We start from the raw sequence: 18,408 nt of genomic DNA on the forward strand, positions 1-18,408 counted from the left end.
TGCGATGATCAGTTATCTCGACTTTGAGAAGCCGGTCGCGGCGCTGCAGGCGCGGATCGACGAACTACGCGAAACCGCCGATGATGGCGCGATCGATATCGACGCCGAGATCGAGAAGCTCCAGCAGCGCTCGACGACGATGCTGGCCGAGCTCTACGGCAAGCTCTCGCCCTGGCAGAAGACGCAGGTCGCTCGCCACGCCGAGCGGCCGCATTTCCGCGATTTCGTGAGCGCGATGTGCAGCGATTTCATGCCGCTCGCCGGCGATCGCGCCTATGCCGACGACAAGGCCATTCAGGGTGGTTTCGCGACGATTTCGGGCCGCAAGGTCATGCTGATCGGACATGAGAAGGGCAACGACACGGCGAGCCGCGTGAAGCATAATTTCGGCATGGGCATGCCGGAGGGCTACCGCAAGGCCGTGCGGCTGATGGAACTGGCAAGCCGCTTCGGCCTGCCGGTGGTCACGCTGGTCGACACTTCGGGCGCTTTTCCGGGTGTGCAGGCCGAAGAGCGGGGGCAGGCCGAGGCGATCGCCCGTGCGACCGAGGCCTGCCTGGCGCTCAACGTGTCGATGGTCGCGGCCGTGGTCGGCGAGGGCGGTTCCGGCGGTGCCGTTGCGCTCGCATCGGCCAATCGCGTGCTGATGATGGAACATGCCATCTACTCGGTGATTTCGCCGGAAGGTTGCGCCTCGATCCTGTGGCGGACGGCGGACAAGGCGGCGGATGCTGCACAGGCGATGCAGGTGACGGCCCAGCAGTTGCTCACGCTTGGCGTCATTGACCGCATCGTGCCCGAGCCGCTCGGCGGTGCGCATCGCGAACCGCAAGTGGCGATCCAGGCACTGCAAAAGGCGATTACCGAGGAGTTGCGGACGCTCGATGGCCTCAGTGGCACGCAATTGCGCAACCAGCGTGCAGAGAAGTTCCTGGCGCTCGGAAGCTAAGCTACGGTTCTTGCGAGATACTTGTCTCGTAACTTCACAAACCTCGTGTATATCGCGCATGGCAAAGTCCGGTCGCGGCGAAGCTTGCCCTCGATTGCGGATGAGGGAGATGGACGATTCAAAGAGCGGAGACGGGCCAATCCTGCCAGCCTTTGCGGCCTGTAGGAAAGCCCTTGTTCGCGGAACATTCAGGCGCGCTTTGCATTACTTCTGAAGCGGACTATTCGCACTAATGAACAGAAGGGGAGAGACATGGGTCGCACCTATCGCAAGCTCTGGCTGACCGGCGCAATGGTCGCGATCTGCTCGACGACGCAGGCTGGCGTCGCGCAGCAGCGGCAGATCCAGACGGCGACGTCGATGAGCCAGTCCGAGCGCGCGGAAGGCGCCAAGGCGCATCCCGAACTGCTCAACGAGTTTGGCGGGCTATATCAGGGGCCGCAGGCCGCCTATGTGACGAGCGTTGGCCGCAAGATCGCTGTCCAGTCGAGCCTCTCCAGCCAGCAGAATGATTTCACGATCAGCCTGCTCAACAGTTCCGTGAACAACGCCTTCGCGATCCCCGGCGGCTATGTCTATGTGACGCGCCAGCTCATGGCGCTGATGAACGACGAAGCGGAGCTCGCGGGTGTGCTCGGCCATGAGGTCGGCCATGTCGCTGCCCAGCACAGCAAGAGGCGACAGAGCGCGGCGACGCGGAACTCTATTCTCGGCGTGCTGGGACAAGTGCTGATCGGCGCAGTGGCCGGCGATAGCGGCCTCGGCCAACTCCTTCAGAGAGGCATCGGCACCGGCGCGCAACTCCTGACGCTCAAATTTTCGCGAACGCAGGAATATGAAGCGGACGATCTGGGCATCCGCTATCTCGCGAAGGCGGGCTATGATCCCAAGGCGCTTTCCTCGATGCTCTCATCGCTGGCGGCGCAGAATTCGCTCGATGCGCGGACGCGCGGCCAGAACAGCGCCATTCCCGAATGGGCGAGTACGCACCCTGATCCCGCATCGCGCGTGCGCCGTGCCCTGACGAATGCACAGGCGACCGGCTCCAGGGCGACGCTGCGCAACGCCGCGACCTTCATCAGCAATCTGGACGGGCTACTCTATGATGACGATCCCAAGGAAGGGATTATTCAGGGCGCCCAGTTCCTGCACCCGGTGTTCAAGCTCAAGTTCACCGCGCCAAGCGGCTTCGCGATCCAGAATGGCACCAATGCCGTCTCGATCGTCGGCCAGTCCGGCCAGGCGCAATTCACCGGTACGTCGTTCAACGGCGATCTCGACGCCTATGTGCGCAGCGTGTTCGGGCAACTGGCAGGGCAGGGGCAGACGCCCTCCGTCGCTGTCCAGCGCAGCACGATCAACGGGCTGTCCGTGGGCTATGGCAGCGCGAGCATGAGCAACAGCCAGGGATTGAGGCTGGATGTCACGGTAGTCGGTTATCAGTTCGGTCCGTCCACGGCTTATCATTTCGTGGTGGTCACGCCGGCGGGCCAGGGGCTCGGCGGACTTTCGAGCCTAATCAACTCGGTCAGCCGGATGAACGACGGCGAAGCGGCCGCGATCAAGCCGCGTCGCATCAGGCTGGTTACGGTGCGATCGGGCGAGACTGCGCGAAGCATTTCGAGTCGCATGGCCTATGGCGACTACCAGCTCGACCGGTTTCTGGTGCTGAACGGTCTCGCTGCCAATGCGACGCTGAAGCCCGGAACGCGCGTGAAGATCGTGAGCTACTAGGCGTCACGAGGAAATGCCTCGATGGACATTGGTACAAAAAAAGGGCGGCGTCACCGAGGTGAAGCCGCCCATTCTTGCTTTTGAGGAGTCGTCGAACGCCTCAAAGGGAGAGTTAGTCGTTCAGGTTGTTGGCAACCTTGTTGAACGTCGAGTTCAGCTTGCCACCCAGGCTGCTCATGGCGCCGATGGCGGCCACGGCGATCAGAGCGGCGATCAGGCCGTACTCGATCGCGGTCGCACCCTTGTTGTTCTTGAAAAGCTTGCGAATGGACTTCATGTGAGGTCTCCTCAGTCTGCAGTACTTGAAACACCCGGCTACTGAAAATCAGCGAGCTTCCTGGTGATACCGACTGACTGGTTTCCAATTTCCTAATTTTGCGGAAGAACTGTAAAGAATTGATGGTTAATGATTGTTTACTTCGTTTGCGACATTCGTCCACATGCCGTTCGTCTTGGACGCGACATTTGAGAGCGCGCCAATCATGGCCAGAACAACCATCGCGAGGATGAGGCCATATTCGACGGCCGTAGCGCCTTTCTTGCACGACCTGATCCGGTGGAGAAATGCACGCACCCGAAATTCCTCTGCAACAGCCCGATTTGCCGCGATATGTAGGCCCCAAGATGTTAACAATTTGTAGAGGCATGCCCGCCGGATGACCCAGACGCCTCTCGTCGTCGTCGCGGCGGCACTTATCGACGCACAATCGCGGATTTTCGTCCAGCAGCGCCCGGCCGACAAGTCGATGGGCGGCCTTTGGGAGTTCCCCGGCGGTAAGGTGGAGGCGGGCGAGGCGCCCGAGGACGCTCTGATTCGCGAACTGCGTGAGGAGCTGTGCATCGAGACGGAGACCGCCTGCCTGGCGCCCGCAACCTTCGCGACCGGGCATATCGGCGATCGGCCGCTGCTGCTCCTGCTCTATGTCTGCCGTAAATGGCGCGGTCAGGTGCAGCTGACCGAAGCCCCAGAGGGCCGATGGCTGCGCAGTCACGAGTTGTTTTCGCTCGAGATGCCGCCGGCGGACTTGCCTCTGGTCGCGATGCTGGATGCGCTGATCTAGCTCGACGGCGGCTTGAGCGCGTCGGCAAGCGAAATCTTCGCGCTGCCCCGTCGGGCGGGCTTGGGTTGGGTTGCACTGGGGTGCCATCCGCTGCCGTGCAAGATGACGAAACGCTCCCGCGTGCGCCCGTCATTGTCCGACGCCGCGGAAAAGACCTCCGCCGCGCGCGCGAGGCCGGCGCGGGTCAGCGAAGGCGGGGGCGAGGCGAGGCATTGCGCCGCGCCCATGCCGCGCAGATCGGCCAGCAGGCCGAACAACGAGCCATAGCGCACGTCGAGTATCTGGCTGTCGGCAACCGGCATGGCGAAGCCGGCGCGATGCAGCAGATCGCCGAGGGCGCGGACATCCACCTGCGGGTGAAGACGTTGTGCCGGCCGATCACCGTCCGCCGCTAGAAGCGCCTCCCGCAATTTCGGAAGGGAGCCGGCGCCGACGAAGCTGAGCAGCAGCAGACCATCGGGCTCTAGCACTTGATTCATTGCGATGAGTGCGCCCGGCAGGTCGTTCACCGCATCGAGCGTGCCGCAGCACAGGACGAGATCGAAGCTTGCTGCTTCATAAGGTAGCCGGTCCTCGCGGATCTGGTCGCTGCCGGCCCTGCTCGCCCAGACGCTGCCGGGATCGGCGCTTGTCGTGGCGATGCCGCGCATCTGGAGATCCCTGGCGATGCGCTCGTCGGGGCAGCCGATGACGAGCGCGCGCGAAAAGGCGCGTGTGACATCGCTCAGGCGATCCAGAATGTCGCTGGCCATCGCTTCGTACAGGAAATCATGCGCCGCGAAGCTGCGCGCGGCGCGATCGCGGCGGATCACGCGGCGGCGGTCATCGAAGATACTGGGGACGGACATGGCGGGCTTGTGCCGGGTCCGGCGCCATGGGACAAGTCGCGCGATGACTGTGCTGCCGCTTTTCAAGGCCGTTACCCGTCCTTTGCTCGATTATGCACTGCCGCCACGGTGCGCGGCGTGCGGCACGGTCGTCGCGGAGCCGGGCACGTTGTGCGCGGCCTGCTGGAGTTCGATCGACTTTCTCGGCGACCCGATGTGCGAGATTTGCGGTAGGGAACTGCCGGGCACGATGGGAATCGGGGGGCAGTGTGGCGCCTGTCTCGCCACACCGCCGCCTTATGAGCGCGCGCGGGCCGTGATGCGCTATGGCGCGGTGGCACGCGGCATGGCGCATCGGCTCAAATATGGCCGGCGCCTCAGCCTCGCGGCGGTGATGGCCGGGCATATCGCGCGCTTGCTCCCCGAAGGCGATCACGAAGGCGCGCTGATCGTGCCAGTGCCGCTGCATCGCTGGCGGATCTGGTCGCGCGGATTCAATCAGGCGGCGCTCATTGCGCGCCATCTCAGCCGCAAGACCGGTCTGCCGGTGGAGCTCGATCTGCTGCGGCGGGTGAAGAACACGCCGCCCCTGCATGCGCTGGGCGCGCGGGACCGGGCGCGGATCGTGCGCGGGGCCTTTGCGCTGGCGCCGGGTGCCAGGGATCGCTTGGCGGGCCGGACGATCATTCTCGTCGATGACATCTGGACCACCGGGGCGACGGTAACCGCTTGCGCGCGGTTGCTCGGACGGAGTAGCGCGGCGCGGATTGAGATCGTCTGCTGGACGCGCGTGTCGCAATCGGATGATTGACATTCCCCGCACCGGCCACGACATCGAAGACAAGGAGATCTGTCGCAATCATGACGCATGTCGAGATCTATACACGCGCTTTTTGTGGCTATTGCGCGCGCGCGAAGGCCCTCCTGCGCGATAAGGGCGTCGAGTTTGAGGAGTATGACCTCACGATGGGCGGTCCGCAGCGTGGCGAAATGATCGAGCGGTCGGGCGGCCGCGCGACCTTTCCGCAGATATTCGTGGGCGGTCAGCATGTCGGCGGATGCGACGACCTGGTCGCTCTCGATGCCAGCGGCAAGCTGGACGAGATGCTAAGCGCCTGAGAGGCATCGGACGACCATGCGCATCGCCTTGTTCCAGATGACCTCCGGACTCGATCCTGTCGTCAATGCGCGCGCGCTGGTCGATGCCGTGGCGCAGGCAAAGGCCGGCGGCGCGGACATGATCTTCACGCCGGAAATGTCCGGCTGCCTCGATCAGGACCGGCAGCGTTCCGAGACCGTGATCGCGACGGAGGAGGAGGACGCCGTTCTGGCGGCCGTCCGGGCGGCAGCGCGGGAGCAGGGGATCTGGGTTCATCTCGGCTCGCTCGCCCTGCGCGATCCAGGGAGCGCCAAGCGACGCAATCGGAGCTTCCTGATCGACGATCAGGGCGATATCCGCGCCCACTACGACAAGATTCATCTGTTCGATGTGGATCTGCCAACCGGCGAGAGCTGGCGCGAATCGAACACTTATGTTGCCGGCGAACGCGCGACTGTCGCGGAGACGCCGTGGGGCAAGCTCGGGCTGACCATCTGCTACGATCTGCGCTTCCCCGACCTGTTCCGGGCGCTCAGCAATGCGGGCGCCGACATCATTTCCGTGCCGGCCGCTTTCACGGTGCCGACGGGCGATGCGCACTGGCATGTGCTGCTGCGGGCCCGGGCGATCGAGTCCTCGGCTTTCGTGGTCGCCACCGGACAGGTCGGCACACATGAGGACGGTCGCGCCACTTATGGACATAGCCTGGTAGTCGATCCTTGGGGCACGGTGCTGCTCGACGGGGGGGATAAGCCGGGGCTTTACTTCGCTGATGTGCCGCTGGAACGTCTGGCGGACGTGCGGGGCCGCATTCCGGTGCTGCGTCATCGGCGCGAGATTGGCGACGTCGTACACTCATGATCTCGTTCGATCTCAAATGCGCCGGCGGGCATGTCTTCGAAATCTGGTTCCGGTCGAGCAATGACTTCGAGCAGCAGCGCGCGACGGGGCTGATCGTGTGTCCGACCTGCGGCATGCACGGGGTCGAAAAGGCCGTGATGGCGCCAGCAGTGGCGACCAAGGGTAATCAGCGCATGGCGTCAACGCCGGCGGGCCGGTTCATGGCGCCGGGCGGCGGAGAAGCCGAGGAGCGCGTCCGTGCGCTGATGGATGCGCTGGCGCAGGCACAGGCCGAGGCGCTCAAGCAATCACAATGGGTCGGCGACAGTTTCGCCGAGCAGGCCCGCGCGATGCATTATGGCGAGACGGACAGCGTCGCCATTCACGGCACGGCCAATCTCAGCGAGGCACGCGAGATGATGGAGGAGGGGTTGCCGGTAGCGCCGCTGATCGTTCCGATCATTCCGCCGGATCAGGCAAACTGACGCAATCCCTTCCGGCGTCGAGATTGACCGGCTCCGCCCGGCACAATAGAGCGCGTCAGGCGTGCGCCCGTAGCTCAGCAGGATAGAGCATCAGATTCCTAATCTGGGGGCCACAGGTTCGAATCCTGTCGGGCGCACCATCTTCGCTTTGGCCTCAGGCGTCGGCGCGGGCATCCGCTCACTTGGCTATCCCGCATAAGCTCGGGCGGCCGTTTGGCCTTGCGAACCCTGGCGGGTTTGAACTTTCACTCGCCAGCGTTCTTTTCCGCCCGCTGAAAGGCGTCAAGCAGAAGTCGCGCCGATTTATGCAGGTCGTGGCGTTCCTCGACCCGGCGGCGACCTTCCGCCCCCATGACGGCGCGTTGCTCCGCTGTGGCCCGCATGAGGCCACGCAGCGCTTCGGCAATGGCTTCTTCATCTCCCGGCTCGAAAATCCATCCGCACCGATCATCGACCAGCTCCGGTATGCCTGCAATCCGCGTGGTGAGAACCGGGCGGCCGATCGCGAAGGCCTCCATGATGCCGATTGGCAGTCCCTCGGCATAGCTGGGCAACAACATGGCGCGACCGGCTTCGAGCTGTGCCCGCACATAGGCGCCGGTGCCCCATCCATGCAGGACGACCTGCTTATCCACGCCGTGCGCGGCAATCGACTTGCGGATCGCGTCTTCTTCCTCGCCGCCGCCGATCAGCTCGACGACGAGTTCGGGGAATTCCTCCGCCACGGCAGCCACGGCAGGCGGGATGTGGACCTGGCCCTTGTTCGCGCAGAGCCGGCCGATGCAGATGACCCGGCTGCTGTCAGGCGGCGTCGGGTCGAACGGGAAGCCGTCCAGCTCGATGCCGCAGGGGATGATGGACAATTTGCCTGCCGAGTCCGGCGCTTCCTCGACGATCCGGTTGCGGCAATAGTCGGTGATGGCGATCACGAAGCTGGCGCGCGCGACCTTGTCCGCGAGCGACAGCGCCTGCGGTTCACCAGGGAAGAGGTCGTCCGGGCCATGGACCGTGAAGCTGTAGCGCGGCCCGCCGAGCGCATTGGCAATCATCGCCACGGTCACGCCATTGGTCGAAAAATGGGAATGAACATGCTCGATGCCGAGCCGGGCGGCCCGCGTGCGAAAAGCCAGCGCTTCTAGGAAATAGGCTGTGTGCGCGACGAACTTGCGCCGGGCATTGCCGTAAACCCGGCACCAGAGCGGCAGGGCGCCCAGCGTTCGCAGGGGATGGCGCAGGACCGTGATCAGCGCATCGCGGATCAGCGCGCCCTTGCCGCCGGTCAGGATATAGTTCGTGCGGGCCTGATCGGCCTTATCCGCCGGATCGACGAGCTCGCCATCCCAATGACGGACGGAAAAAAGATGGACAGGCTGGCCCATCGCCTCGATCGCCGCGATCTCGCGACGAATGAAGGTTGAGCTGGTCATCGGATATGAGGCGAGCAGATAGGCCAGCTTCATGTGGTTTTCTCCCGCCTTGCGCCGCATGGCGCAGATGAGCGAAGCTGCGGCACCGCGTCATTCCCAATATCAAGCATCAGTTCCGCCTCGACATGAAAATCCTGCTCTCGTCAATCGCTGCCGCCAATTGCGACATGTCGAAGCGAAGATATCGCGCCTGCCCGGTTGTTTTTGGATGAAAAATGCGGACACTCGTTTTGCTAATTCGATTCTGGATGCGCTCTTCCAACGGGATCGTCGATCTTCATCGCTGATCTTAACCGAATATAAGCGGGCGGGGAGATAGCCGCAGCGACATAATATTGAAGGAGAGGCGGGCTAGTGGTCCGCAGTTGGACTGAGGTTTTCACTCGGTCTATCGTGCCGGGCGGTGTCGGGAAACTGGCGCGTCGTCCGTTTGATTGACTTGATCGCCGCGCGAAGTCATAGGCGCCGCGCACAAGGCGGAGGTGGGTTTGACTATCAATGTCGCGGTAATCGGCCTGGGCAAGATGGGTATTTCCCATCTTGGTATCGTGAATGCTCTCAATGACTTCAAGGTCGCGGCGATCTGCGATTCGGCCGCTCTGGTCGGTCAGGTAATCGAGAAATATGGCAAGCTGCGCTATGTGGGCAGCTATGACGAGGTTCTGAACCTGCCGGATCTGCACGCGATCATCATCGCGACGCCGACCACCACGCATGCTCCCATGGTGCGCGCTGCGCTCGAAAAGGGCCTGCATGTGTTCTGTGAGAAGCCGTTGACGCTGACGGCGGCGGAGAGCGAGCAGCTTGCCGCGCTTGCGGCTTCGAAGGGCCTGATCGCACAAGTCGGCTATCACAATCGTTTCATCGGCACCTTCAACGAAGTGAAGGCGCTCATCGATGCCGGCGCGCTCGGTCGCGTCAGCCATGTCCAGGCCGAAGCTTATGGGCCGGTCGTGCTCAAGCCCAGCAAGCCGACCTGGCGCGGGAAGGCCGGGCAGGGCGGTGGGTGCCTCTACGATTACGCCGCGCATCCGCTCAACCTGCTGAACTGGTATTTCGGACGACCCACCGGTTGCACCGGCGCCATGCTCAAGAGCGGCTTCTCGGCGGAAGTCGACGATGAGGTCTATGCAGGGCTCACCTTTGGCGATGGCCCAACCGCTCAATTGTCCGTGAACTGGTCCGATGCATCCGTGCGCAAGATGACCACGCGCATCTCGATCTGGGGTGAGGGGGGCAAGATTTATGCGGACCGCCAGGAAATCCAGGTCTTCCTGACCGGAAGCGCACCGATCCCCGCGGGCTATGATGAGGGCTGGACCGTCAAGTATATCACCGAGCTCACGCCGCCCGTCAGCTTCTACCTGCGCGGTGAGGAATATAGCGCGCAGCTCGAAGCCTTTGGTGAGGCGATCAAGGGCACGCGCAACGGCACGCAGAACGATTTTGCCGGCGCGGCCGACACGGACGCGACCATCGAGATGATCCGCGCAGCGGCGGCGAGCGGCGGAGGCAGCGGCGTGACTATGACGGTGCGGCCGCAGCGCTCCAGCGGCATCCTGGCAAAGCTGTTCGGTCGATGATGGAAACGACCCGCACGACCTCGCGTCCCGGCTTCGGCAGCTGGAAGCAATCGCGGCTGCTGAATGCGTGGGTCGATGCGCTGACAATTCCCGAGATCATCGAGCGGCTCGACGAGGGCATGCTCTTCACGCTCAATCCCGACCATCTCTACCATCTTCAGCGCAATCCGGACTTTGCGGCCGCCTATGCCGATGCCGTGATGGTGTCGTCCGACAGCAAATATGTGTTCTGGGCGCTCGGCGCGATCGGCCGGAACATCAAGTGCAAGACGTCGGGCTCGGACATCGTCCCGGCTTACTACATGCATCATGCCGACAATCCGGATGTGAAGATCTTTTTTCTCGGCGCGAAGCCGGGCATCGCACAGATGGCGCTGGAGCGGGTGAACGGCATCGTCGGCCGCGACATTGTCGTCGGCGCTCACGGGCCTTCGTTCAACTTCGTCAACGACGAGGCGGAGAGCGCCAAGGTCATCGAGATGATCAATGCCTCCGGCGCGACCTGCCTCATCGTCGGGCTGGGCGCACCCAAGCAGGAAGTCTGGATGCACCGCAACCGGCATCTGATGCCGGGCGTGAAGGTCTATATGGGTGTCGGCGCGGTCATCGATTATGAGGCCGATGCCGTGAAGCGCGCGCCGGGCTGGATGAACCGCAACGGGCTCGAATGGGTCTACCGCATGGTGACCGAGCCGAAGCGCTACTGGCGGCGCTATGCGCGCACGATGGAATTTTTCTGGCTGGTCCTGTTCGACCGGTTGGGCGTCTACAAGGCGCCATCCTTCCGCTCGCCCGCGACGATCGAGCGGAAAGAACCGGCGACCGCTGCGGCCGCCGTTCCGGCCCACGAACAGGCCTGAGAGCCTTCAGGAGACACAGGCGCCCATGGAACGCATTCTTTTCGGCGACAATCAGTTCTTCGGCATCAATCACATGTCCGAGGAGAAGGCTCGTCAGCAGGCGATGCGCTTTCAGGACATCGATGCGATCATCGACGTTCTGCAGATCGCGCTGCAAGCTGGCGCGGGCGGCTTCATGTGCACGACGCATGACAAGATCGAGAAGATCGCCGACGATGTGCGCGCCAATCCGGCGAAGTGGCAAGGTTTCACCTTTTATCCGGGCATGCCTTATGCGCATAAATATGCGAACGCGGTGACCGAGCTCGGCTATTTCGATGCCGTGCGCAAATTCCTTCCCAAGGAAGGTTTAGTCGACACGATCCTGCGCGGATCGAAGGCGGTGATCAACAAGGACATCGAGAGCATGATGACCTTGCTCGTGGATGCCGAGATGAAGATGTTCCAGGGCCTGCACACGCCGGTCGTGTTTCTGCAGAATGTCGTGACGGATCTGGTGCAGGGTCTGGGCTTTGCCGACGCCTTCAAGGTGTTCTCGGACCATATCAAGAGCCGCTACAATGCCGAGGCCGGCTTCATCACGATGAACGTGCCGAAGCTGCTGCCGATGCTGAAGGATGCCGGCGTCGAGAATCCGATCGTCTGCGCGAACTACAACAAGATCGGGTTCCGCATGTCCGGCGGCATCGAGGGTTATCGCGAGGTTCTCGATCGTATTCCGGCGCGGATGATCGCGATGTCCGTGCTGGGTTCGGGTGCGATCAGGCCGCGTGAGGCGATCGAGTGGATCTGCCGCGAGCCGCATGTGGAGTCGATCCTGTTCGGCGCATCGAGCCGCGCGAATATCGAGCAGACTGTCGGGCTGATCCGGGAATATGATGCGGCGAAGGCGCCGGCCTGAGAAAATCTCGCGCAGGGCGGCATGAAGGCGATAGGCTGATAGCCGCGCGATCCGCGGAAATGCGTATCTCAATTTAACATAATATATATTATCGGACTTGAAGAGATGAGCGACAGGGCGGCCGATATCACTCCCCTCCAGCAGATCATGGCGCGTTTGCGCGATCCGGAGCATGGCTGCCCTTGGGATGTCGAGCAGAGCTTCGCGACGATCGCACCTTACACGATCGAGGAAGCCTATGAAGTCGCCGATGCGATCCAGCGCGACGACATGGCCGCGCTCAAGGATGAACTCGGCGATCTGCTGCTCCAGGTCGTGTTCCACAGCCGCATGGCCGAGGAATCTGGCTCCTTCGATCTTTCCGACGTCATTACAGCGATTTGCGAGAAAATGGTACGACGCCATCCCCATGTGTTCGGCGATGGCGAGGTCTCGCCCGGTTGGGACGAGATCAAGGCCGCAGAACGTGCGGAGAAGGACAAGGATGATCGTTCGGCGCTGGCCGGCGTGGCCCTCGCCTTGCCGGCGCTGGCCCGCAGCGAGAAGCTTCAGAAGCGCGCCTCGCGTGTCGGATTCGATTGGGACGATATCGCTGATGTGCGTGCCAAGCTATTGGAAGAAATAGAGGAAGTCGATAACGCTCAGAACCGATCCGAGATTGAGGACGAGGTTGGCGATGTGCTCTACGCAGCGGTCAATCTCGCCCGGCATCACAAGGTTGATCCCGAGACGGCCTTGCGCGCAGCCAACGCAAAGTTTGAGCGGCGCTTCCGGGCGATGGAGGCGAAGGCTGGCGATGGCTTCGCTTCGCTGCCGCTGAATGAAAAGGAAGCGCTTTGGCAGGCAGTGAAGCGCGACGAGGGTTGAGTCTCCGCCTTTGACGTCATCTCAGCGCGAGTTAGATTAAGCCGAACTGCCGCAGAAACCGCTCATGATCGGCCGGGTCCATCCGCACCGACAGACGGACCTGCGCACGATCGTCGCTGGTTTCCGGCTCCTCCAGCAGTACATCGCCATGTGCATGAAGCCAGGCCAGCGCCGCCCCATCGGCACTGTCGAGGATGATTTCGTACCGGCGATGGCCCTCCCCCAAAATGTCGGAGAGCCTGCGCTTGAGCGCATCGATTCCTTCACCGGTCAGCGCGGACACGAGCGCGACATCCGGCTCCTCGTCCGCGCGGGCACGCACGGCCACGAGACGATCCGGATCGTCGATCAGGTCGGCCTTGTTCCAGATCTCGATGAGAGGGGCTGGATTGGCATCCGAGCCCCCTTCCCCGTGCGGCACGGCGCCAAGGCCTGCCAGCACGTCCAGCACATCCTCCTTCTGCGCATCGCTGTCCGGATGCGCGATGTCGCGGACATGCAGGATGAGATCGGCTGAGAGCACTTCCTCCAGGGTCGCGCGGAACGCGGCGACCAGTTGGTGCGGCAGGTCCGAGACGAAACCCACGGTATCGGACAGGATTGCCTTGTCGATGCCGGGCAGGCTGATTTGGCGCATGGTCGGATCGAGCGTCGCGAACAGCATGTCCTGTGCCATCACATCCGCGCCGGTCAGACGGTTAAAGAGTGTGGATTTGCCGGCATTGGTGTAGCCGACCAGCGCGATGACCGGCCAGGGCGCGCGCTGCCGCCGGGCGCGATGGAGCCCGCGCGTGCGCGTCACCTGATCGAGCTCGCGGCGAATCCTCGCCATGCGATCGCGGATCATGCGGCGGTCTGCCTCGATCTGCGTTTCGCCGGGACCACCGAGGAAGCCGAAGCCGCCCCGCTGGCGTTCGAGATGAGTCCAGCTGCGCACGAGGCGGCCGGCCTGATAATCGAGATGCGCGAGCTCGACCTGCAGGCGTCCTTCGGCCGTGGCGGCGCGTTCGCCGAAGATTTCGAGGATGAGGCCGGTGCGGTCGATGACCTTGGCACCCCAGGCTCTTTCGAGATTGCTTTGCTGGACCGGCGTCAGGTTATTGTCGACGACGACCAGTTCAGCGCTCATGTCAGCGGCGAGCCTGCCAATTTCTTCCACCTGGCCCGATCCGAACAGGGTCGCAGGGCGGGATTGGCGGACGCGATAGACGGCACCCTCCTCGCCCACGTCCAGACCGATCGCCAGCGCCAGACCGCGCGCTTCCTCAAGTCGCGCGGACACGTCACGCCGCTGTCGTCCGCCGAGATCGGCATGAACGACCAGCGCGCGTGCGCCGCGCGTGACTTCCTCGCGTTCCGAAAAGTGCGCGATGGCTCAGCCTGTCAGGTCAGTCCTGGTCATCCTCGCCCTCTCCGGAGAGGTCGAGCGGATGCGCGGGCTGGACCGTTGAAATGGCATGCTTGTAGACGAGCTGGACGAGGCCATCCCGCTGCAGCAACATGCAGAAAAGATCGAATGCCGAGATGTCGCCCTGGAGCATGACGCCGTTCACGAGGAACATGGTCACGGGCTCGCCCGACTTGTGAACTGCCGACAGGAAGATTTCCTGCAGCAGCTTGGGCTTGCGCTCATTGGCGGAAAAAGCGGATTCGATCCGGGAAAGGTCGATAGGATGCGCCGGCATGACCGTCGAAATGGCATGCTTGTAGACGAGTTGCGTCTGGCCATCGCGGCGAAGCAGAACAGAGAAATTATCGAACCAGGTTACGATGCCTTGCAGTTTGACACCCTTCACCAAAAACATCGTGACGGGGGTCTTGCTCTTGCGGAGGCTATTGAGAAAAATGTCCTGAAGGTTGTTGAGTTTGTCGGCCATTTTTTACTCCGTTATTGGCGGGGCGTTGCCCGCATCGCGCCCAATTTGGACGTCGATTGTCTACCCAGACAGTTGGAGCCTAAGCGATTCCTTGCGGGAAATCCAGCCATGCTTTGCCGCAGCGCACAAAAACATGCCCGGTCGATGGCGTGATCCCCCGGCTCAGTCCCGCCCCTCGCCCAGTCCCAGCGATTTGAGCTTACGATGGAGAGCTGAGCGCTCCATGCCGATGAACGCTGCGGTGCGCGAGATGTTCCCGGAAAAACGCTTGATCTGAATCCGCAGATATTCGCGCTCGAAATTCTCGCGCGCTTCGCGCAGCGGTGCGCCCATGATCGCGCTGGAAAGGCCCAACTCCTCGTTGTTGCCCGTCGCTTCGACCGGGAGCATCTCCAGCTCGATCAACCCGCCCGGCTGCATCGGCGCAAGAATGATCGTGCGCTCGACCACGTTGCGCAGTTGGCGGACATTGCCGGGCCAGTCAGAGGATTGCAGAGCAGCCATGGCATTGGTCGCCATATTGGGCGACGGCATGCCGCGCTCGGCCGCGAAACGCGCCATATAGTGCTCGACGAGACCGGGAATGTCGTCGCGGCGCTCGGCAAGCGGCGGGATGGCGAGCGGCACCACGTTCAGGCGATAGTAGAGATCCTCGCGGAAACGCTTGGCCTCGATCTCTTCCTTGAGATCGCGAGCGGTGGAGGAAATGACCCGGATGTCCACCTTCACCAGTCGCTGGCCGCCGATGCGCGTGAAGCTCTGATCGGTCAGCACGCGCAGGATCTTGCCCTGGGTGGTGAGCGGCATGTCGGCTATCTCGTCGAGAAAGAGCGTACCGCCATGGGCCTGCTCGAGCAGGCCGGGACGGATGACGCCATCCGACCCCTCGACACCGAACAGGGCTTCCTCGGCTCGTTCAGGCTCGATGCGCGCCGCCGTTACGATGACGAACGGCCCCTCTGCCCTCCCCGACCAATTGTGGAGCATGCGCGCCGCGACTTCCTTGCCGACGCCGGCCGGGCCGGTGATGAGCACGCGGCTGCCGGTCCCCGCGACCTTCTTGATCGTTGCGCGGACGCCGTTGATGGCATTGCTGGTACCGGTCAGCTCCTCTTCCTGGAAGCGGGCGCGCAGCACCTGATTTTCACGGCGCAGCCGCTCGGTCTCGGTGGCGCGCGACACGATATGCAGCAGCTGATCGGACTCGAACGGCTTCTCGATGAAATCGACGGCGCCGCGGCGGATGGCGGCGACCGCCGTGTCGATATTGCCGTGACCGGAGATCATCAGCACGGGGATCGTCGCATCGCGCTGCTTGATCTCTTCCAGCAGCTCCAGTCCGTCGAGCCGGGAGCCCTGCAGCCAGACGTCGAGCAGCACGAGCGAGGGTCGGCGCGTCGCCAACGCTTCGAGAGCATCGTCGCTGTTGGCGGCAAGTCTCGTCTCGAACCCCTCGTCTTCGAGGACGCCGGCGACCAGCTCGCGGATATCCACTTCATCATCGACGATCAGAACATCAAGCGCCATTCAAACTCTCTTTCGCATTGTCTCCAGGCCGATCCTCGCCATCTTCCACCAGGCGTGCGAGCCGGGCCACGTCAAATCGCAGCGTCACCACCGTGCCGCCGCTTTCGGCATCGCCGAAGCTCATCGTGCCGAAATGTTCCTCAACGATCTTCTTGACGATCGCGAGCCCCAGGCCCGTGCCCTTGGCGCGCGTCGTCATATAGGGCTCGATGATCCGCTCCCGCTCGACCGGCAGGCCGATGCCGTCGTCGGTCACGATGATGCTGATCTCGCCCTCGGACTGATTGACGGTCATCGTCACATGACCGTGCGGCGCCGATGCTTGCTCCGCTTCGCCCTGAGTCGAGGTCTCACCAAGGTGGCGCTGCTCGATTGCTTCCACGCCATTCTTGACGATGTTGGTGAGCGCCTGCGCGATCTGGCGGCGATCGCAGACCAGCATCGGCTCGGCGGCATGGGCCAGGAAGGTGAACACGATCTGCGGGTGCGCAACTTCATGCAGGAACATCGTGTGGCGCGTGACGTCGATAACCGATTCTTCGCGGAAGACCGGCTTGGGCATGCGTGCGAACGACCCGAACTCATCGACGATACGCCGTAGATCACCCACCTGGCGCACGATCGTCTCGGTCAGGCGGCGGAAGGTGCCGGGATCGGACTCGACTTCCTTGGCATAGCGCCGCTGCAGCCGTTCGGCGGCGAGCTGAATCGGCGTCAGCGGATTCTTGATCTCGTGCGCGATGCGACGTGCGACATCCGACCAGGCCGCACGGCGCTGGTCGAGCAGCTGCTGGGTGATGTCGTCGAAGGTCAGCACGCGGCTGCCGCCATCGGCAACGACGCGCACGGCGAGCGTGCGGATCTCGCCACCCGCGCGAATCTGGATGATATCCGCGCCCGTGCCGGCCGCCATGAGGCTCGCCAGTTCCTCGGAGAGTTCGGCAAGCGGCTGCCCGACGGCCTGGACGCCGGGTTTGACCAGCAGTTCAGTCGCTGAGCTGTTGAGCAGCTGGATGACCCCGTTCTGGTCGACCGAGATGACGCCTGCACTGACGCCGGACAGCACGGCCTCGATCAGGGCGCGCCGATTAGCGAGCTGGCTGTTGGCCGAGACGAGCGCTCCGGTCTGGGCCTCCAGGCGCTGGGTCATGCGGTTGAAGGCGCTCGCCAGCGTGCCGAGTTCGTCGCGGTCGTCGGTGTCGGCGACGCGGGTCGAGAGATCGCCCGCGGTCACACGGCGAGCGGCATCGACCAACTCGCCGACGGGGCGGACGAGCCTGTCCGCAACAGTGAGAGCGAACCAGACGGCCGTGCCGACCAGCACGAGCGCGCCGACGAACAGCGCGATGTTGAAGCGCAGCTGCAATTGTCGGGACCGCGCTGCAAAATCGTCATAGTCGGCGAGCACCGCCTGCGCGCGCTTCATCTCGCTGAAAGCGGAAATGGCCGAATCGCGCGTGGCATAGAGGAACGTGTTCGAATCCGCATAGAGCTGGACGAACGCCTCGATCTGATTGGTCTTGGCTTGGGTCACGACCGGTTCGCCCGCGCGCAGGCGCTTCATCACTTCGGGCGTCAGCACGTCGGCCGCGGTGCGGCGCTCGGGATCCACGGTCGCGGCGGTGCGGGCGACGCCGTCGCGGCCGATCTCGATGATCGCGGAGCGGTTCAGCTTCCGCGTGACGACCTGATAGATGTAGCCCTCGGCGAAGGACGGGCTCGAGATGCTCGACTGCGAGAGATAGTCGCGCAGGTCTCCGGCCATCGTTGTCGTCTCGTCGCCAAGCTCCTTGAGGTTCGACTGGTAGTAGCCGCGCGCAAGATCGCTGGCATTCTGGAGCATGCCCCGCGCGTCGGCCGAGAACCAGAACTGGACGCCATACTGAAAGAGCAGCGACGCGAAGATCACGACCAGCAGCAGGGGGACACTGGCGATGGCCGAGAAGAGCGCGACGAGGCGGACGTGGAGCCGGCCGCTGCCGCCAACGAGGCTGCGCGCGGCGCGACGGCGCGCGATGCGCTGGCCGATCAGCACGAGCAGGATGATGGCGGGCAGCAGGTTGAAGACCAGCAGCAGCGCCACGACCGGCGCGCTCAGCAGCGTATCGTCCTGCTGCGGCCGGTTGATCAGCCAGGCGGTGAAACCCGCGGTCGCAAGCAGAGTCGCGGCTGCCAGCAGTTCGGCCAGACGGCCGAGGCGCGGCGAACCGAACAGCGTCGGTGGCGACTCGTCCATTCCTCCGTGCGGGCTGGCGCGTTGATCCATCGTGGCAGCGATACAACATCCCCGTGGCTCTGAAAACACGCTTTGCGTGAGGCGTTCGGCATTCTTGATGCAACGATGTTCAGAACATAAACAGGCCGAAAATCA

Annotated in this window: 20 protein-coding genes and 1 tRNA gene; 13 read left to right on the forward strand and 8 right to left on the reverse strand. The window is 63.3% G+C overall.

The features are described from left to right. The first annotated feature begins 4 nt into the window (after window positions 1-4). Complete coding sequence (locus KM135_RS12650) at window positions 5-949, forward strand: acetyl-CoA carboxylase carboxyltransferase subunit alpha (RefSeq protein WP_221714384.1); 945 nt, start codon at window positions 5-7, stop codon at window positions 947-949. 252 nt (window positions 950-1,201) lie between these two features. Further along, window positions 1,202-2,683, forward strand: a complete 1,482-nt coding sequence (locus KM135_RS12655) for a M48 family metalloprotease (protein WP_221714385.1) — start codon at window positions 1,202-1,204, stop codon at window positions 2,681-2,683. A gap of 112 nt (window positions 2,684-2,795) precedes the next feature. On the opposite strand, the gene KM135_RS12660 is transcribed toward KM135_RS12655, so the two are convergent. Further along, window positions 2,796-2,960, reverse strand: a complete 165-nt coding sequence (locus KM135_RS12660) for a Flp family type IVb pilin (protein WP_221714386.1) — start codon at window positions 2,958-2,960, stop codon at window positions 2,796-2,798. 126 nt (window positions 2,961-3,086) lie between these two features. Beyond that, the gene (locus tag KM135_RS12665; protein ID WP_221714387.1) at window positions 3,087-3,257 is read right to left on the reverse strand and encodes a Flp family type IVb pilin; all 171 of its coding nucleotides are present in this window, start codon (window positions 3,255-3,257) and stop codon (window positions 3,087-3,089) included. Window positions 3,258-3,339: 82 nt separating this feature from the next. On the opposite strand from KM135_RS12665, the gene KM135_RS12670 reads away from it, so the two are divergent. Continuing rightward, window positions 3,340-3,744: a (deoxy)nucleoside triphosphate pyrophosphohydrolase gene (locus KM135_RS12670; RefSeq protein WP_221714388.1), complete on the forward strand. Its 405-nt coding sequence runs from the start codon at window positions 3,340-3,342 to the stop codon at window positions 3,742-3,744. On the opposite strand, the gene KM135_RS12675 is transcribed toward KM135_RS12670, so the two are convergent. Next, complete coding sequence (locus tag KM135_RS12675; RefSeq protein WP_221714389.1) at window positions 3,741-4,592, reverse strand: class I SAM-dependent methyltransferase; 852 nt, start codon at window positions 4,590-4,592, stop codon at window positions 3,741-3,743. The two genes, KM135_RS12670 and KM135_RS12675, sit on opposite strands and share 4 nt — an antisense overlap. Before the next feature lie 43 nt (window positions 4,593-4,635). On the opposite strand from KM135_RS12675, the gene KM135_RS12680 reads away from it, so the two are divergent. The 5 genes from KM135_RS12680 to KM135_RS12700 all read left to right on the forward strand — a co-directional run bounded on the left by KM135_RS12680 (window position 4,636) and on the right by KM135_RS12700 (window position 7,135). Next, window positions 4,636-5,382 carry a ComF family protein gene (locus KM135_RS12680; RefSeq protein WP_221714390.1) on the forward strand — a complete coding sequence of 249 codons (747 nt, stop codon included), beginning with the start codon at window positions 4,636-4,638 and terminating at the stop codon, window positions 5,380-5,382. Between the two features lie 50 nt (window positions 5,383-5,432). After that, the gene (gene grxC, locus KM135_RS12685; RefSeq protein ID WP_221714391.1) at window positions 5,433-5,690 is read left to right on the forward strand and encodes a glutaredoxin 3; all 258 of its coding nucleotides are present in this window, start codon (window positions 5,433-5,435) and stop codon (window positions 5,688-5,690) included. Between the two features lie 16 nt (window positions 5,691-5,706). After that, a complete protein-coding gene (locus KM135_RS12690) occupies window positions 5,707-6,531 on the forward strand; it encodes a carbon-nitrogen hydrolase family protein (protein WP_221714392.1) in 825 nt (274 codons plus the stop codon). Then, a complete protein-coding gene (locus tag KM135_RS12695) occupies window positions 6,528-6,995 on the forward strand; it encodes a DUF1178 family protein (RefSeq protein WP_221714393.1) in 468 nt (155 codons plus the stop codon). The genes KM135_RS12690 and KM135_RS12695 overlap by 4 nt, the downstream gene beginning before the upstream one ends. A 63-nt stretch (window positions 6,996-7,058) precedes the next feature. Continuing rightward, window positions 7,059-7,135: transfer RNA gene (locus KM135_RS12700), tRNA-Arg, on the forward strand. Between the two features lie 105 nt (window positions 7,136-7,240). Here the strand turns inward: KM135_RS12700 and KM135_RS12705 are convergent. After that, window positions 7,241-8,455: a glycosyltransferase family 4 protein gene (locus tag KM135_RS12705; protein WP_221714394.1), complete on the reverse strand. Its 1,215-nt coding sequence runs from the start codon at window positions 8,453-8,455 to the stop codon at window positions 7,241-7,243. A 25-nt stretch (window positions 8,456-8,480) separates the two neighbouring features. Between KM135_RS12705 and KM135_RS12710 the strand changes: the two genes are divergently transcribed. From KM135_RS12710 to mazG, 5 genes are all read left to right on the forward strand, one after another. Beyond that, on the forward strand, window positions 8,481-8,741 hold the full coding sequence (locus KM135_RS12710; protein WP_221714395.1) for a hypothetical protein: 261 nt from the start codon (window positions 8,481-8,483) through the stop codon (window positions 8,739-8,741). Between the two features lie 163 nt (window positions 8,742-8,904). After that, window positions 8,905-10,005: a Gfo/Idh/MocA family protein gene (locus KM135_RS12715; protein WP_343228188.1), complete on the forward strand. Its 1,101-nt coding sequence runs from the start codon at window positions 8,905-8,907 to the stop codon at window positions 10,003-10,005. Next, window positions 10,002-10,865, forward strand: coding sequence for a WecB/TagA/CpsF family glycosyltransferase (locus KM135_RS12720; protein WP_221714397.1), 864 nt, complete (start codon window positions 10,002-10,004; stop codon window positions 10,863-10,865). Before KM135_RS12715 ends, KM135_RS12720 begins: the two co-directional genes overlap by 4 nt. A gap of 25 nt (window positions 10,866-10,890) precedes the next feature. Beyond that, window positions 10,891-11,766 (forward strand): hypothetical protein, encoded by an 876-nt coding sequence (locus tag KM135_RS12725; RefSeq protein ID WP_221714398.1) that lies wholly within the window; start codon window positions 10,891-10,893, stop codon window positions 11,764-11,766. Between the two features lie 105 nt (window positions 11,767-11,871). After that, window positions 11,872-12,633 carry a nucleoside triphosphate pyrophosphohydrolase gene (mazG, locus tag KM135_RS12730; protein WP_221714399.1) on the forward strand — a complete coding sequence of 254 codons (762 nt, stop codon included), beginning with the start codon at window positions 11,872-11,874 and terminating at the stop codon, window positions 12,631-12,633. A 31-nt stretch (window positions 12,634-12,664) separates the two neighbouring features. On the opposite strand, the gene hflX is transcribed toward mazG, so the two are convergent. The 4 genes from hflX to KM135_RS12750 form a co-directional block, all read right to left on the reverse strand. After that, window positions 12,665-14,005 carry a GTPase HflX gene (hflX, locus tag KM135_RS12735; protein ID WP_221714498.1) on the reverse strand — a complete coding sequence of 447 codons (1,341 nt, stop codon included), beginning with the start codon at window positions 14,003-14,005 and terminating at the stop codon, window positions 12,665-12,667. A gap of 16 nt (window positions 14,006-14,021) precedes the next feature. Beyond that, a complete protein-coding gene (gene hfq, locus KM135_RS12740; RefSeq protein WP_221714400.1) occupies window positions 14,022-14,510 on the reverse strand; it encodes an RNA chaperone Hfq in 489 nt (162 codons plus the stop codon). A gap of 162 nt (window positions 14,511-14,672) precedes the next feature. Further along, window positions 14,673-16,037, reverse strand: coding sequence for a nitrogen assimilation response regulator NtrX (gene ntrX / locus KM135_RS12745; protein WP_221714401.1), 1,365 nt, complete (start codon window positions 16,035-16,037; stop codon window positions 14,673-14,675). Next, window positions 16,027-18,273: a sensor histidine kinase gene (locus KM135_RS12750; RefSeq protein ID WP_246606042.1), complete on the reverse strand. Its 2,247-nt coding sequence runs from the start codon at window positions 18,271-18,273 to the stop codon at window positions 16,027-16,029. The genes ntrX and KM135_RS12750 overlap by 11 nt, the downstream gene beginning before the upstream one ends. Window positions 18,274-18,408 lie beyond the last annotated feature (135 nt).

The sequence above is a fragment of the Sphingobium xanthum genome (genome assembly GCF_019737615.1).
Classification (GTDB): Bacteria; Pseudomonadota; Alphaproteobacteria; order Sphingomonadales; family Sphingomonadaceae; genus Sphingobium; species Sphingobium xanthum.

Excerpts from the sequence above, each read along its gene's own strand:
- KM135_RS12650 (WP_221714384.1), top strand. The coding sequence starts at position 5 with ATGATCAGTTATCTCGACTTTGAGAAGCCGGTCGCGGCGCTGCAGGCG.
- KM135_RS12655 (WP_221714385.1), top strand. The coding sequence starts at position 1,202 with ATGGGTCGCACCTATCGCAAGCTCTGGCTGACCGGCGCAATGGTCGCG.
- KM135_RS12660 (WP_221714386.1), bottom strand. The coding sequence starts at position 2,960 with ATGAAGTCCATTCGCAAGCTTTTCAAGAACAACAAGGGTGCGACCGCG.
- KM135_RS12670 (WP_221714388.1), top strand. The coding sequence starts at position 3,340 with ATGACCCAGACGCCTCTCGTCGTCGTCGCGGCGGCACTTATCGACGCA.
- KM135_RS12675 (WP_221714389.1), bottom strand. The coding sequence starts at position 4,592 with ATGTCCGTCCCCAGTATCTTCGATGACCGCCGCCGCGTGATCCGCCGC.
- KM135_RS12680 (WP_221714390.1), top strand. The coding sequence starts at position 4,636 with ATGACTGTGCTGCCGCTTTTCAAGGCCGTTACCCGTCCTTTGCTCGAT.
- grxC (WP_221714391.1), top strand. The coding sequence starts at position 5,433 with ATGACGCATGTCGAGATCTATACACGCGCTTTTTGTGGCTATTGCGCG.
- KM135_RS12690 (WP_221714392.1), top strand. The coding sequence starts at position 5,707 with ATGCGCATCGCCTTGTTCCAGATGACCTCCGGACTCGATCCTGTCGTC.
- KM135_RS12695 (WP_221714393.1), top strand. The coding sequence starts at position 6,528 with ATGATCTCGTTCGATCTCAAATGCGCCGGCGGGCATGTCTTCGAAATC.
- KM135_RS12705 (WP_221714394.1), bottom strand. The coding sequence starts at position 8,455 with ATGAAGCTGGCCTATCTGCTCGCCTCATATCCGATGACCAGCTCAACC.
- KM135_RS12710 (WP_221714395.1), top strand. The coding sequence starts at position 8,481 with ATGGCGCAGATGAGCGAAGCTGCGGCACCGCGTCATTCCCAATATCAA.
- KM135_RS12720 (WP_221714397.1), top strand. The coding sequence starts at position 10,002 with ATGATGGAAACGACCCGCACGACCTCGCGTCCCGGCTTCGGCAGCTGG.
- KM135_RS12725 (WP_221714398.1), top strand. The coding sequence starts at position 10,891 with ATGGAACGCATTCTTTTCGGCGACAATCAGTTCTTCGGCATCAATCAC.
- mazG (WP_221714399.1), top strand. The coding sequence starts at position 11,872 with ATGAGCGACAGGGCGGCCGATATCACTCCCCTCCAGCAGATCATGGCG.
- hfq (WP_221714400.1), bottom strand. The coding sequence starts at position 14,510 with ATGGCCGACAAACTCAACAACCTTCAGGACATTTTTCTCAATAGCCTC.
- ntrX (WP_221714401.1), bottom strand. The coding sequence starts at position 16,037 with ATGGCGCTTGATGTTCTGATCGTCGATGATGAAGTGGATATCCGCGAG.
- KM135_RS12750 (WP_246606042.1), bottom strand. The coding sequence starts at position 18,273 with ATGGACGAGTCGCCACCGACGCTGTTCGGTTCGCCGCGCCTCGGCCGT.